Below are 14,343 nucleotides of genomic sequence, written 5' to 3' on the forward strand. Positions count from 1 at the left end.
CAAGGCTATTCATCTATTTCCATTTCCTCTGGTGTTTTTTTTGCCTTCCTATTTCTGTAGAAGATCACACCTGCAACTATAGCTGCTAAAGCAACCCCGGCAGGTATGAGGAAGGACTTTATGCCGCCTGAACCTTCGGGCATGGGCTCCTCAATTGGAGGCTCGCCCTCAGGGAACTCAGGCATGGGCATCATATCCATAACATTAAGCGTAAAGGGCTTTCGTACCTCCTGCATTTGACCTGTGGAGTCCTCAAATGTGAAGACGATATCCCCTGAAAGCTCGCCAGGATTCATAGGGATAATATACCCCTCAAAGTACTCGCTGCTTCCGCTGTCGAAATTACCAACATAATACTGACCGTTTTCTGTCTGGAAGTCGCCCTCCAGCTTTACCATCATGTTATAAAGAGTTACCTTTCCAGTGTTATAGAATTCTACAGATACAGGAGTCGACTGACCTACATAGCTCTCGGGAAAGTAACCCACTTCACCGGTCTCAAGCCTCGACTGCTGAACTACAGGTATGCCTATGAATTCCTGAGCCTGGTAGGGATTGGCTGCAGAGTCCTCATATTCAAAGTTTGCAGTTATGGTGTAGGTCTTCGCTTTGGCATCCGGTATGGTGAACATTGTTATTGTCTTTTCAACCCTGCCCTTAGGTGCGATACTGTCGATATAAAAGGTATTGGAGCTGTTAACTGGCGTGAATACTGAGCCTGAATCTGTTTCTTCCTCAGCTGTGAGGAAAATCTTTATATTTCTTACAGCCCTCGAGCTGTTTGTATTATAGAAGGACAGGTACATTTCAAAGTTTTGTCCTGCTTCCACCATTGTCGGGCTGAAGCTGTATCTATCTATTATTAACTTCGGAGTTGACAGATTTGCATCCTCATCAGGTGCATTTACAAATACTCCGATCATTTGCGAAATCTGATCTCTCAACTCCGGAGATACCAAATCGTCGGTGTAATCAACTGTAATATTGATCGGGTAGTTGCTGGTCATTGCATTTGGAGCAGTCAGGAATAAGAATTCAACCTTAACTGTCTCGCCTGGTGCTATCGCATCTATTTTAGCGGTACTAAGCGACTTTGGAACAAGTCCGCTCGATTCCTGGCTGTCAGCGTTTACTACGACATTTTTCGCAATGGACTGACCCTGATTTCTTATTTCCATTGAAACCTTTACTTCCTTGTTCTGACCCAGAGGCCCTGAAGGATAGGTTATGTTTTGGAGTAAAAGGTTTGCCGCCTGCTCCAGATTTGATCCCACCTGGATGCTGAACCCTTCTTTTTCCGGTCCTATTTTAGTTCCCTTATCATCTTTGTAGCTGTACTCAAGCTCGAGCTCATAATTTCCTGCTTTGAGTCCCTTTGCAGCCTTTAGCTCGAAGTATATATAATCCTTCTTGCCTCTGTTTATCGAGGTAAGTGTTTTTGTGCTAAGTCCAGCTCTTAATGAGAAGGTGTCAACTGTTAGTCCTTTTATGGAGGCTTTTATGTCTCTTGCTGGTCCGTCACCGTCATTCTCAAGCTCGAAGCCGACTATGAAGTCTCCACCAGGTAAAACTATTACCGGCATAAGATCAACTCTGGAGACAATTAACTCGGGAGTTGTGGGGGAGGAGGTTACTCGGACATTGATGGTCTTAGAAAGAGTGTATTTCACTGGGTGAATATCGACATTGTTATATTCATTATAATACACTACTTCTAATCGCATTTGATAAGTGTCATCCTCAGCATCATCGTCAATATCAATAGTGAAGTATTCAGACTCTACATTATTATTAGTTTCGAAGCCAATATCATCAATTTTCTTACTCGAAGAACCGGTAACCAGAACAGTACCTGTCTCATCAGAATATAGAGTGGCTACTATATTTGTAGCCCTTTCAGTGCCTACATTTTTTAATTCTATTTCAATAGTTTCCCTATCGCCAGCCTCAGCCCTAATAGAATTAGAGCTTATTAGCATAAGATCTGGGTAGTAAGGACTTGATGTGGCTAAATCTTCTTCAGCCCAAACCCCTGCCGGGAGCATCGTAAATATTATTGCAAATATCAATAGCCTGCTTAATAATCGTTTCATCTATCCTATTTCCTCCTTTGAAGATTTATTGATGTCTATCCTCTCAATACTGCCGTCTCTTAGGTGTATGACTCTATGTGCGTACCCGGATATCTCGACGTCGTGAGTAACAATTACAAGTGTCTGGCTGTATTCCTTTGCCATTCCTGTTATCAGGTCCATTACCTCGTAGGTGGTCTTGGTGTCCAGATTTCCTGTCGGCTCGTCTGCAAATACTATCCTGGGATTGCTTACAAACGCTCTTGCAATACTTACACGCTGCTGCTGACCCCCACTCATCTCCGAGGGCTTATGGTGAAGCCTGTTTCCAAGGCCGACATTCTTAAGCATCTTTGCTGCAACCTTGTCTCTGCTCGATTTTGGAACACCCCTGAAGGTAAGCACAAGGCTAACATTCTCCAAGGCTGTGAGAGTGGGGATAAGGTTGTACGACTGGAACACAAAGCCTATGTTAAGCTGCCTGAACTTGGCAAGCTGCTTCTCATCCATCTTCTCCAGATGCATTTCATTTATTATTATTTCCCCTCTTGTGGGCTTCTCAAGACCGGCCATCATATTTAGCAACGTACTCTTACCGGAGCCTGAGGTTCCGATCAAGCACACAAACTCCTTTTTGCCAATATCAAGGTCAATATTGTCCAGAGCAATGATCTTTTCATCACCCATCTTATATATTTTTCTGAGATTCCTCAGTTGAATAAGATCTTCCAGCTTGACCACCTCTTTCTCGATACAAATAAAGTCTAACATATGGAGAGAAAATAGTAGTTACAAAACGATTAAATTTGAACATATGTAAGAATAAGAGCCGGCGATCGCCGACTCTTTTGTCCGTTCTATTTGTTGAGTTTCTTCTCGACTCTTGGGGCTCTTAATCTATGTGCCTGAGGCATATTAGAGCCTAACAGCGGGAGCAGGTAATACTTAAAGGCCTCTGTTACTCCGTTTCCGGCCTGGTTGATAAACTCATCGGGCATTGAACGTGTATTTCTTGCAACCTCTGAAAGCTGCGTGAGCCTGTAGTCTACAGAGTATAGTCCAGTTCTGTGGATAGTGACAGATCCGTCTACATTATGCCATAAGGCATATTGAGCAGCTTTCTCGCCAACCTCTCTGGCCTCCTGCTGATCTACATCTGATACACACCCAATGAATGATCTTTGCAGGTAGCCGAAAGTGTCGCTTCGAACTCTCTTTATCCCAAGCTTCTCCTTTATAAGGTTAGACAACAGATCCCCCAAAGCACCTGTACCCGAAAGCTGGACGTTGCCGTGACTGTCCACCTCGATATCCTTGGTCAGACTTGCGATTATCGGCGTGCCGCTTTCATCAGATACTCCCTCTGATACTGCAATAACACACCTGCCGTATCTATCGTAAACATCCCTGACATCATTGATAAAGCTCTCCACATTGAAGGGTCGCTCAGGCAGATAGATGAGATGTGGACCATCATCGGGATATTTTTGAGCCATAGATGCTGCTGCGGTCAAAAATCCAGCATTTCTTCCCATAACCACGCCAATGTATACCCCTGCTAATGCTTTAACATCAAGGTTGACTCCCATAAAAGCCTGGGCAACGAATTTTGCTGCCGAGCCATAACCCGGACAATGGTCATTGACCCTAAGGTCGTTGTCGATGGTCTTTGGAATATGGATCGCCCTTAGCTCATAACCTGACTGCATCGCCTTTTCATTGACGATCCTTACTGTATCTGCTGAATCATTGCCACCTATGTAAAAGAAGTAGCGGATATTGTGAGCTTCCAGAACCTTGAATATCTTGTTGCAGTATTCATCATCAGGCTTGTCTCTGGTCGAGAGCAGGGCGGATGACGGTGTTCCCGCCACCTTTTCAAGGTTATTGGTAGTCTCCTGGGTAAGGTCCAGGAATTCCTCGTTTATTATTCCCCTGACGCCATTCAAAGCTCCATATATCTTCTGAACCTGTGGAAATTTCCTTGCTTCAAGTACTACACCCACCATTGACTGGTTAATGACTGCGGTTGGTCCTCCGCCCTGGGCTACTAATACATTCCCTTCAAGCTTCATGATTTATCCTCCTTTATCAGTTGATCCCATTATAAACACTGAGTTCCATTGATATCATAATATCAGATAACAGGCCTGTATTCAACAAGCTATGAAAGGGATAACGATTTCTCATGTGGAATAAAAACAAGGACTATGTTATAATTGAGACAAACATTAACAGGGAGGTATCTTGATGGAAAAATCAATGATCAGAGTTAGAATGAGTGCACACGATGCCCACTACGGCGGTAATCTTGTCGACGGAGCCAGAATGCTGGGTCTGTTTGGAGACGTTGCGACTGAGCTTCTCATAAGGCTGGATGGAGACGAAGGACTTTTCGTTGCATATGACAAGGTGGAGTTCAAGGCGCCTGTTTTTGCAGGAGATTACATCGAGGCAGTAGGCGAAATAGTGAGCGTTGGAAATACATCAAGAAAGATGAAGTTTGAAGCAAGAAAGGTTATCGTACCAAGACCTGACATAAACGAATCAGCATGCGACGTGCTGGAAGAACCGATAATCGTATGTATAGCTGAAGGAACCTGTGTAGTACCGAAGGATAAGAAGAGAAAATAATTCACAATGCACAATTGAGATCCCTCCACTACGGTCGGGATGACAAAGCCTTTCATCGTCAATCGTCAATTGTCAATTTGTGTTTTCCCCTTTCCCCTTTCCAACTAACCAACTTATACGAGGAGATGTTATTATGGAAAAACTAATAATTACTGCTGCCATTTGCGGGGCAGAGGTAACAAAGGAAAACAATCCAAATGTGCCATATACAATAGAAGAAATTGGCAGAGAAGCAGAGGCTGCATATAAAGCAGGAGCGAGCATAATCCACCTTCATGTAAGAGAGGACGACGGCACTCCCACTCAAAGTAAGGAAAGATTTAAGCTTGCAATGGATGAAATCAGAAGAAGGTGTCCGGATGTCATAATCCAGCCGTCCACAGGTGGTGCTGTCGGGATGACAGACGAAGAAAGACTTCAGCCAACTGAGCTGTATCCTGAAATGGCTACTCTTGACTGCGGAACACTTAATTTTGGTGGAGACGAGATCTTTGTAAACACAGAAACAACCATTAAGAATTTTGGAAGGATCATGATAGAAAGAGACATTAAGCCGGAGGTTGAGGTATTTGACAAGGGCATGATCGACTATGCCATCAGATTCCAGAAGCAAGGCTTCATTAAAGCCCCCATGCACTTCGATTTCGTTCTTGGGGTCCAGATGTCAGCTACTGCAAGGGATCTGGCATTTATGGTGGACAGCATACCACAGGGCTCCACCTGGACTGCAGCCGGTATAGGCAGGAACCAATTCCCGATAGCTGCCATGGCAATAGTTATGGGCGGAAACGTGAGAGTCGGTTTTGAAGACAACACCTATATAGAGAAGGGTGTCCTTGCAAAATCCAACGGTGAAATGGTAGAAAAGGTTGTAAGACTTGCCAAGGAGCTTGGAAGAGAAATAGCGACTCCTGCAGAAGCAAGGGAAATACTTGGGCTGAAACCACTAAAAGCTTAATAAATATTTATTTATGTGATATAATTGGTACCAACAGCGGTACCAATTTTCTTTTCTCTATTTAATTTCCCATAAGGATGTGAAAAAATTGAAATTTGACCCCTATTATCAAAGATATCCGTCAAAGAGGAATCTGATTTTTGGGCATAAGGGTATGGTTTCCACTACCCACCCTATAGCGTCACAGGCTGGGATCACGGTCATGAAGGCTGGAGGGAATGCCTTTGATGGTGCCATCGCCGCAGCTGCAGCACTGACAGTAGTAGAACCGACAAGCAATGGTATCGGAGGAGATGCCTTTGCAATCCTTTCCAGGGATGGAGAGATCCTTGGGATAAATGGAAGTGGAAGATCTCCTCAAAAACTGACCATCCAATGGTTAAGGGATAATGGCTACGATAAAATACCAAAATATGGCCCTTTAGCCGTTACCGTTCCCGGGGCAGTATCTGTGTGGGCAGAAATTAACCGAAGGTTTGGAAAGCTTCCACTTGATGAGGTTTTAAAACCTGCTGTAGAAATTGCAAGAAACGGCCATGTAGTCCACACTACAGTTGCAAGATATTGGAAACAGGCATTGGAAAGATACTCTGAATTAGCGGATAAGCCTTACATAAATCCATGGTTTGACCACTTTACCATGGAAGGCCGCACACCTTATCCTGGGGAGCTTTGGAAATCTGAGGAGCAGGCAAGGACTCTTGAGCTCATAGCCTCATCCGGCGGGGAGTCATTTTACAGAGGAGAGCTTGCAGAAAAGATTTCAGGATTTATCAAAGCATCAGGCGGTCTCATGGAAAAAGAAGATCTGGCAGCGCATCATGCAGAATGGGTAAAGCCAATAACTACTTCATTCAGAGGCTACGATGTTTGGGAGATACCTCCCAATGGGCAAGGCATAACGGCTCTTATGGCTCTCGGTATACTTGACAGGCTGGAAAAGGGACATATAGAGGATCCTGAAACGATACACAGAGCGATCGAGGCTATGAAGCTGGGCTTTGAGGATGGCAACAGGATCATTGGAGATCAGGATCATATGGATGACAGCTGGAGAGCTGTCCTTGAGCCTGAGTATCTGTCTATGAGAGCAGGGCTGATAACCGGGAATGCAAGGCTTCCACTGGACAATCAGCCTAAACGCGGAGGTACGGTATACCTCGCAGCAGCAGATGGAGAGGGAAACATGATATCGTATATCCAAAGCAACTATTGGGGCTTCGGGTCAGGGCTCGTGGTACCGGGAACTGGTATCTCTCTCCACAACAGAGGGTATGACTTCGTGTGTGAGGAGGGGCACCCCAACTCATTGCTGCCTGGAAAGAGACCATATCATACAATCATACCTGGATTCCTGTCAAAGGATGGAAAACCGATTGGGCCATTTGGAGTTATGGGAGCCTATATGCAGCCACAGGGACATCTTCAGGTTGTCCTCAATTCCATAGAGTTTGGACTCAATCCCCAGGATGCCCTCGATTCACCGAGATGGCAGTGGATAGGAGGCAACAATATCCAGGTAGAGAAGAGCTTCCCGACTGAGCTGGCAGAGGCTCTTGCCAGAAAGGGTCACGATGTATCTGTAAATCTTGATACCGGAAGCTTTGGCAGAGGTCAGATAATCTGGAGAGATGATAACGGAGTATTGTGCGGAGGAACGGAAAGCAGAGCGGATGGATATATAGCGGTGTGGTAGTATCAATTGACAATGGACAATGGACAATGCACAATGAAAGGCTTTGTCATTCCGAGCGAAGTCGAGGAATCTCAGCTTTTAGTTCTTCGATTTTAGCTCTAACTTGGTTTCCAATTGTGCACTTTGAATTGTGAATTGTGAATTGGTGAAAAAGGGGGTTTAAGTGATGGATAGAAACTTAGCGGTAAATCTTGCGAGAGTAACAGAGGCTGCAGCTCTTGCCAGTGCAAGGATGCTGGGAAGAGGCGATAAGAACAAGGCTGACCAGCTGGCCGTAGATGCCATGAGAAGGATGTTCGACACCATAGACATAGATGGAGAAGTTGTTATTGGCGAGGGAGAGATGGACGAGGCTCCAATGCTCTACATAGGTGAGCACATTGGTACTCCCAGAGAAGGCAACCCCAAGGTTGATATAGCAGTAGACCCCTTGGATGGAACTCTTGCAGTCGCCCATGGACTGGCCAATGCAATAGCTGTAGTTGCCGTAGCTCCCAGAGGATGTCTTTTGAATGCACCTGATATGTACATGGAAAAGCTGGCTGTAGGACCCAAGGCAAAGGGAGCAATAGACATTAAGGCTTCTGTTAAAGTTAATATCGAGAATGTTGCTAAGGCGCTTGAGAAGGATCCATCTGACATAACGGTCATAATACTCGACAGGGAACGCCACAGGAAGATGATAAATGAGATCAGGGAAACTGGCGCCAGACTGAAGTTCATATATGATGGAGATGTTCTGGGAGCAATATCGACCTGCTTTGAAGAAGCAGGGGTAGACATACTCATGGGTAGCGGAGGAGCGCCGGAGGGTGTTCTTGCAGCAGCTGCCCTGAAGTGTCTGGGGGGAGAATTCCAGGGGATTTTATTACCTGAAGATGAAGTTCAGAGAGAACGATGCATAAGAATGGGAGTGGAGTTAGATAAGGTATATCTTACCGATGACCTTGTAAAGGGAGACGAGATTGCCTTCTCCGCCACCGGAGTAAGCTATGGAGAGCTTCTTGAGGGTGTAAAGTATTTGGATAACAACAGAGCTACTACAGAGACTCTTATTCTTAGAGCCGAAACAGGGACGGTAAGGTTTATGAAGGCGGTCCATCAACTGGATAAAAAGCCCGAATACGCCAAGTAATAAAGAGAGGTGATATATTGAGTCAGGAATTGTTGGAAAAGAAGAACTTAAGTCAGCTAAGAGAAATTGCAAAGGCTTATGGTATTGAAAAGACTTATAAATACAAAAAAGAGGAGCTTCTTGAGCTAATAGTAAGAACTTTGTCGTCAGAGCCTGCTGGTAATGAGTCAGTTGAGAGCGCTGAACCGGAGTCATCCACTGATGAGGTACCGGAGGAGAAGCTCGAAATAACCGACCTGGACACCGAGGACCTTTCAGACAAGGCATCTGAGGAGATGGAGCAGCTTGAGGATATCAACATAGCCGAGGGTATCCTTGAAATGCATCAGGATGGCTACGGATTTCTAAGAAGGGATAACTATCTGTCGGGAGAGGATGATATATATATTTCACCTTCCCAAATCAGGAGATTCCATCTGCAAACAGGAGATAAAATAACTGGTATAACAAGGCCTCCAAAGGCAGGGGAAAAGTTTAATGCACTCCTTTATGTGAAGGCTGTAAACGACATGCCGCCTGCAACTGCCATAAACAGACCTGATTTTGACAGTCTGACGCCGATCTATCCTACTGAAAGGCTGATACTTGAAACCGGAGCCAAGGAATATGCAACGAGAATGATCGACCTCGTAGCGCCCATAGGAAAGGGTCAAAGGGGTATGATAGTCGCACCTCCAAAGGCGGGCAAGACTACTCTGCTTAAGATGATCGCCAATGGCATAGCCCAAAATCATCCTGAGGTCGAGATGATAATCCTTTTGATCGATGAGAGACCAGAGGAAGTAACTGACATGAAAAGATCCGTCAAGGGAGATGTTGTTTACTCAACATTTGACGAGCTGCCAAAGAACCACACAAAGGTTGCGGAAATAGTTCTGGAAAGAGCGAAGCGACTGGTTGAGCATGGAAAGGATGTAGTTATTCTCTTAGACAGCATCACAAGACTTGCCAGAGCCTACAACCTTACTATTCCTCCCACAGGGAGAACATTGTCAGGAGGCCTGGACCCCGGTGCTCTCCACAAGCCGAAGAGATTCTTCGGAGCGGCGAGGAATCTTGAAGAGGGCGGAAGCCTTACTATCCTTGCCACTGCATTAGTGGAAACAGGCAGCAGGATGGATGATGTTATTTTCGAGGAGTTCAAGGGTACAGGTAATATGGAGATACACCTTGACAGGAAGCTTTCAGAAAAGAGGATATTCCCTGCGATAGATATTTACAAGTCGGGGACCAGGAGAGAAGAGCTGATCATGACCCAGAAGGAGCTTGAGACCGTATGGGCGATGAGGAAGGCTCTTGGAAGCGGCAGCACTCAGGAGGTAACCGAGCTATTGATAGCCAAGCTTCTTGAAACTAAAACCAATGAAGATTTCATAACTGAAATGAGAAATAAAATTTGGATATAGTTGAATATTTTTAGATGCTGTGCTATAATTTAGTGGTTATATCGAGGAGTAGTTGCAAAAATAGATACTCGTATTGAAGAGAGGTGAATGTAATGAAGGCAGGAATCCATCCAGCATATAAAGAAGTAACTGTAACATGTGCATGTGGTAACACATTCACAACAGGCTCCACTAAGGATGAGCTTAGAGTGGAAGTATGTTCAGAGTGCCATCCATTCTTTACCGGCAAGCAAAAGTTTGTTGAGCGTGGCGGGCGTGTAGAGAAATTCAAGAAGAAATATTCAATCGATTAGTTTCTTCAACGACGGGTTAGTTGCATCTGCACTAACCCATATTTTTTATGAGGAAGTGTATTTATGGCAAAGCTCAAAACTGCACGTGTAAGTGCGAAACATAAAACGACCATTGGCGGGCAGGCACTTATTGAGGGAGTTATGATGAAAGGGCCTGACAAGATCGCCATAGCAGTGAGGAAGCCTGACAACGATATTGAGCTCAAGGTAGAGCCGGTGAGATCTCTTGCAAAGAAGAGCAGGATCTTTACTCTGCCATTCATCAGAGGGATGGTCGGACTTATTGACGCCCTTAAGATTGGCACAGGGGCATTGCTCTATTCTGCCGAGTTCTTTGAGGACGAGCCTCCCAGGGATAAAGATGGAAAACCAAAGAAAACCCTGATAGAGAGGATCTTCAAGGAAAAGGCGCAGGAAGTGGAGATGACACTTGCCGTCGTCATATCACTTGCATTGACCATCGGGATATTCATGGTACTTCCAAGCCTCATAACAAACCTTCTGAGAGGCAGGATAAACAGTACAATAGGACTGAACCTGGTGGAGGGTGTTTTAAGGATAGCAATATTCCTTATCTATGTGGTGTGGGTATCAAAGCTTGATGATATCAAGCGAGTGTTCCAATACCACGGAGCTGAGCACAAGAGCATCCACTGCTATGAGAATGAGATGCCATTGACTGTAGAAAATGTAAAACGATTCCCAATACTCCACGCAAGATGCGGGACAAGCTTTCTATTCATGGTCATGATAGTGAGCATAATTGTTCTTTCATTTTTCGGTTGGCCAAATCCTGTGATGAGAGTGGTTACGAGGATATTGATGTTCCCTGTGATCGCAGGGATATCCTACGAAATAAACAGAGTGATCGGCAGAAGTGATTCGAGGCTTTGCTACGCACTGAGCTACCCTGGCCTTATGATACAGAAGCTGGCCACAGTCAAAGAGCCGGATGACTCGCAGATAGAGGTGGCCATCAAATCGCTGCTTGCAGTAATACCTGAGAACAAGGAGGCAGACTTGTGGTAATACAAGAGCTGCTAAAATGGGGGAGCGAAGCTCTGTCAGGAATTGAATACTCTAATCCCCAGCAGGAAACAAGACTTATCCTGTCCCAATTGCTGGGAGTGGATAGGTCTTATCTTTATGCCCATGGAGACAAAGAGGTTTCTGAGGAAGAAAAGGATAAATTCATTTGGATAATTGAGAGGCGTAAATCAGGGGAGCCTCTTCAGTATATATTAGGCATACAGGAATTTATGGGAATTGATTTTAAAGTCGGTAACGGGGTTCTGATCCCAAGGGGGGACACCGAGCTCCTGGTGGAATGGCTGATAAAATTCATCGATGAGGAATTTGATGACAGGACCTACAGGATGCTTGATATTGGCGTCGGCAGCGGTGCCATATCTCTTTCGACAGCGTATCACAGACCAAAAGGCGAGATCCTTGGGGTCGATATCTCCAAAGAAGCCCTTATGATCGCTGAGGAAAACAGAATAAACTTAAGGCTTGATAATGTCAGATTCATTGAGAGCGATCTGTTTTCATCCATTGGAGAGGAATATCTTCAAGGCTTCGATATCATTGCTTCGAACCCGCCTTATATTCCTGAGGGAAACAGAGAGACCCTCCAGAAGGAGGTCAGGATGTACGAGCCGGCTCTGGCCCTTTTTGGGGGAGAAGACGGACTTGACTACTACAGGAAGATAACCTCGCAGGCAAGGAAATACCTCGCTAACGGAGGATTATTGATTTTCGAGATTGGTGCCGGACAGGGGCCGGATGTCGCTCGGATCATGGAGGGAAATGGTTTTAAAGCTGTGACTGTCGAAAAGGATCTTGAGAACAGGGACAGGATAGTCGCGGGAAGATCATAAAGGAGGGGTAATATGGGAGCCCTTATAGACTTGTTCGTATCATTCTTTAAGATAGGAGCCTTCAGCTTTGGCGGAGGCTATGCCATGCTTCCTATGATACAGGAGGAAGTAATAGAGGTCCACAGGTGGATAACTATGGCAGAATACATAGATATACTGGCGATCGCTGAGATGACCCCCGGACCTATTGCGATCAATTCGGCCACCTTCCTTGGTTACAAGGTCGCAGGAATTGCAGGCTCCGCAGTGGCGACTCTGGGAGTAGTCCTTCCTTCATTTATCGTGATGAGCTTTATCTTTCATTTTATTTTCAGATTTAAAAGCTCGCCCTATGTGGATTGGATATTAAAGGGCATAAGGTCCGTAGTTCTTGGCCTTATTGCAGTTGCAGCCTTCAGCGTTGCAATTTCAACCTTTGTGGATATACAATCGGTTTTGATTGCTATAGTGTTGTTTTATTTGGTAGCCTTTAGAAATTTCAACCCCATATACGCAATAATTCTTGCCGGTGTTATGGGCGTAGTATTGTTTTAGGAGGGGTTAGGCATGCTTTTAAGCTTATTTTTGACATTTTTCAAGATAGGGGCCTTTACCTTCGGCGGAGGCTATGCAATGATTCCAATAATCCAACGGGAGATCGTGGAAAATAAGAAACTTATAAAGGATGAGGAATTTCTTGATGCAATAGCCCTTGCCCAAGCCTCCCCCGGACCGGTAGCCGTAAATACAAGTATTTATGTCGGTTACAGGATAAACGGATTTTTAGGTGCTATAGCCTGCACGTTGGGAACAGTTCTACCTTCATTTATTACTATACTTGTAGTAGCGATCTATTTCTACAGATTCAGGTCGTTAGCTGTAATAGACAAGATCTTCGCAGGGATAAGGCCTGCAATCGTAGCATTGATCCTGGCAGCAGTATACAAGATGTGGACAAAGACAAAAAGGACCTGGGCGATACTGGGTGCTTCCCTTGCAGCCGTTATCGCAGTTATGTTCCTTGGGATAAGCCCCATCTGGGTGGTAACCTCAGGTGCAGTATTATCTGTCGTCTATCACAGGTTTTTCGCAGCACCGCAGAAGGAGAGAGAGCATTAGCTTCTTGAAATGTACAGCTTCATCTAATATAATAGTGATGTGGTAGGATATGCGAAAAAGTAACATATAGAGGAGAGGTAAAAGCAGTGTTTGACAAATTAGCATTTATTGAAGATAAATACAGGGAATTGACAGAAAAGGCCATGGACCCGAACCTGATAAACGAGGACAAGGAGGAATGGCAAAGGGTAATGAAGGAGCAATCTGACCTTGAGCCCATCGTTTCAAAATACAGAGAGTACACCAAGGCAAAGTCAGAGCTTGAGGACTCCAAGGAGATGCTTTATGACAAGGCTCTGGATGAGGACATGAGAGATATGGTCAAGGAAGAGGTCAAGGCCCTTGAAGAGAGTCTTCAGACCTATGAGGATGAGTTGAAGCTGCTCCTTCTTCCAAAGGATCCCAACGACCACAAGAACGTAATCGTAGAGATCAGAGGAGGAGCAGGTGGAGACGAAGCAGCTCTTTTCGCGGGGGTTCTGTTCAGGATGTATGTAAGGTATGCTGAAAGGAACAACTGGAAGGTCGAAATAATGAACACTAATGAAATAGGTATTGGGGGCTATAAGGAAGTCATCTTTATGATCAAAGGCAAAGGAGCCTACAGCAAGCTAAAATACGAGTCCGGCGTCCACAGGGTGCAAAGAGTCCCTGAGACTGAGGCCAGTGGCAGGATCCATACTTCAACTGCAACTGTTGCAGTGCTTCCGGAGGCGGAGGATGTAGATGTTGAAATAAATCCTCAGGATATAAGGGTTGACGTGTTCCGTTCCTCAGGGAATGGAGGTCAGTCTGTAAATACAACAGACTCAGCAGTAAGGATCACTCATAACCCTACAGGGATAGTCGTCTCCTGTCAGGACGAGAAAAGTCAGCTTAAGAACAAGGAAAAGGCACTTAAGATTCTTAAGACCAAGCTTTACGACATGAAGATCCATGAGCAAAATGCAGAGATGGCACAGCTTAAGAAGGGTCAGGTAGGAACAGGGGACAGATCTGAAAGGATCAGAACGTACAATTTCCCGCAGGGAAGAGTAACGGACCACAGAATAAATCTGACCCTGTACAAGTTGAATAGCTTCGTAGACGGAGATCTCGAGGAGATGATCGACTCACTGACTACTACGGATCAGGCGGAAAGGCTACAGCAGATCAGCTAAAGAGGGGATGA

At 45.1% G+C, this 14,343-nt stretch carries 14 protein-coding genes; 11 read left to right on the top strand and 3 right to left on the bottom strand.

What is annotated here, in order from left to right:
* Positions 1-5: 5 nt before the first annotated feature.
* From EC328_RS02080 to EC328_RS02090, 3 genes are all read right to left on the bottom strand, one after another.
* A complete protein-coding gene (locus tag EC328_RS02080; RefSeq protein ID WP_128425270.1) occupies positions 6-2,093 on the bottom strand; it encodes a COG1361 S-layer family protein in 2,088 nt (695 codons plus the stop codon).
* Positions 2,094-2,843: an ABC transporter ATP-binding protein gene (locus tag EC328_RS02085; protein ID WP_206363894.1), complete on the bottom strand. Its 750-nt coding sequence runs from the start codon at positions 2,841-2,843 to the stop codon at positions 2,094-2,096.
* Positions 2,844-2,929: 86 nt separating this feature from the next.
* Complete coding sequence (locus EC328_RS02090) at positions 2,930-4,147, bottom strand: 6-phosphofructokinase (protein ID WP_128425271.1); 1,218 nt, start codon at positions 4,145-4,147, stop codon at positions 2,930-2,932.
* Between the two features lie 175 nt (positions 4,148-4,322).
* Between EC328_RS02090 and kal the strand changes: the two genes are divergently transcribed.
* The 11 genes from kal to prfA all read left to right on the top strand — a co-directional run bounded on the left by kal (position 4,323) and on the right by prfA (position 14,332).
* A complete protein-coding gene (gene kal, locus EC328_RS02095; protein WP_128425272.1) occupies positions 4,323-4,706 on the top strand; it encodes a 3-aminobutyryl-CoA ammonia lyase in 384 nt (127 codons plus the stop codon).
* 133 nt (positions 4,707-4,839) lie between these two features.
* Complete coding sequence (kce, locus tag EC328_RS02100) at positions 4,840-5,664, top strand: 3-keto-5-aminohexanoate cleavage enzyme (RefSeq protein ID WP_128425273.1); 825 nt, start codon at positions 4,840-4,842, stop codon at positions 5,662-5,664.
* Positions 5,665-5,743: 79 nt separating this feature from the next.
* On the top strand, positions 5,744-7,360 hold the full coding sequence (locus EC328_RS02105) for a gamma-glutamyltransferase family protein (RefSeq protein ID WP_420841489.1): 1,617 nt from the start codon (positions 5,744-5,746) through the stop codon (positions 7,358-7,360).
* Between the two features lie 166 nt (positions 7,361-7,526).
* On the top strand, positions 7,527-8,495 hold the full coding sequence (gene glpX, locus EC328_RS02110; protein WP_128425274.1) for a class II fructose-bisphosphatase: 969 nt from the start codon (positions 7,527-7,529) through the stop codon (positions 8,493-8,495).
* Positions 8,496-8,512: 17 nt separating this feature from the next.
* On the top strand, positions 8,513-9,901 hold the full coding sequence (gene rho, locus EC328_RS02115) for a transcription termination factor Rho (protein WP_128425275.1): 1,389 nt from the start codon (positions 8,513-8,515) through the stop codon (positions 9,899-9,901).
* A gap of 92 nt (positions 9,902-9,993) precedes the next feature.
* Positions 9,994-10,194 (top strand): 50S ribosomal protein L31, encoded by a 201-nt coding sequence (rpmE, locus tag EC328_RS02120; protein WP_128425276.1) that lies wholly within the window; start codon positions 9,994-9,996, stop codon positions 10,192-10,194.
* Positions 10,195-10,257: 63 nt separating this feature from the next.
* Positions 10,258-11,223: a DUF1385 domain-containing protein gene (locus EC328_RS02125; RefSeq protein WP_128425277.1), complete on the top strand. Its 966-nt coding sequence runs from the start codon at positions 10,258-10,260 to the stop codon at positions 11,221-11,223.
* Positions 11,217-12,074, top strand: a complete 858-nt coding sequence (prmC, locus tag EC328_RS02130; protein ID WP_128425278.1) for a peptide chain release factor N(5)-glutamine methyltransferase — start codon at positions 11,217-11,219, stop codon at positions 12,072-12,074. The genes EC328_RS02125 and prmC overlap by 7 nt, the downstream gene beginning before the upstream one ends.
* A gap of 12 nt (positions 12,075-12,086) precedes the next feature.
* The gene (locus EC328_RS02135; RefSeq protein ID WP_128425279.1) at positions 12,087-12,608 is read left to right on the top strand and encodes a chromate transporter; all 522 of its coding nucleotides are present in this window, start codon (positions 12,087-12,089) and stop codon (positions 12,606-12,608) included.
* 12 nt (positions 12,609-12,620) lie between these two features.
* Positions 12,621-13,172, top strand: coding sequence for a chromate transporter (locus EC328_RS02140; RefSeq protein ID WP_128425280.1), 552 nt, complete (start codon positions 12,621-12,623; stop codon positions 13,170-13,172).
* 86 nt (positions 13,173-13,258) lie between these two features.
* The gene (gene prfA / locus EC328_RS02145) at positions 13,259-14,332 is read left to right on the top strand and encodes a peptide chain release factor 1 (protein WP_128425281.1); all 1,074 of its coding nucleotides are present in this window, start codon (positions 13,259-13,261) and stop codon (positions 14,330-14,332) included.
* The last annotated feature ends 11 nt before the right edge of the window (positions 14,333-14,343 follow it).

This window comes from Gudongella oleilytica, from assembly GCF_004101785.1.
Classification (GTDB): Bacteria; Bacillota; Clostridia; order Tissierellales; family Tissierellaceae; genus Gudongella; species Gudongella oleilytica.

Bases quoted from the DNA above. Each gene is read 5' to 3' on its own strand.
- EC328_RS02085 (WP_206363894.1), bottom strand. From the start codon at position 2,843: ATGTTAGACTTTATTTGTATCGAGAAAGAGGTGGTCAAGCTGGAAGAT.
- glpX (WP_128425274.1), top strand. From the start codon at position 7,527: ATGGATAGAAACTTAGCGGTAAATCTTGCGAGAGTAACAGAGGCTGCA.
- EC328_RS02140 (WP_128425280.1), top strand. From the start codon at position 12,621: ATGCTTTTAAGCTTATTTTTGACATTTTTCAAGATAGGGGCCTTTACC.
- kal (WP_128425272.1), top strand. From the start codon at position 4,323: ATGGAAAAATCAATGATCAGAGTTAGAATGAGTGCACACGATGCCCAC.
- EC328_RS02135 (WP_128425279.1), top strand. From the start codon at position 12,087: ATGGGAGCCCTTATAGACTTGTTCGTATCATTCTTTAAGATAGGAGCC.
- kce (WP_128425273.1), top strand. From the start codon at position 4,840: ATGGAAAAACTAATAATTACTGCTGCCATTTGCGGGGCAGAGGTAACA.
- EC328_RS02080 (WP_128425270.1), bottom strand. From the start codon at position 2,093: ATGAAACGATTATTAAGCAGGCTATTGATATTTGCAATAATATTTACG.
- rpmE (WP_128425276.1), top strand. From the start codon at position 9,994: ATGAAGGCAGGAATCCATCCAGCATATAAAGAAGTAACTGTAACATGT.
- EC328_RS02125 (WP_128425277.1), top strand. From the start codon at position 10,258: ATGGCAAAGCTCAAAACTGCACGTGTAAGTGCGAAACATAAAACGACC.
- EC328_RS02090 (WP_128425271.1), bottom strand. From the start codon at position 4,147: ATGAAGCTTGAAGGGAATGTATTAGTAGCCCAGGGCGGAGGACCAACC.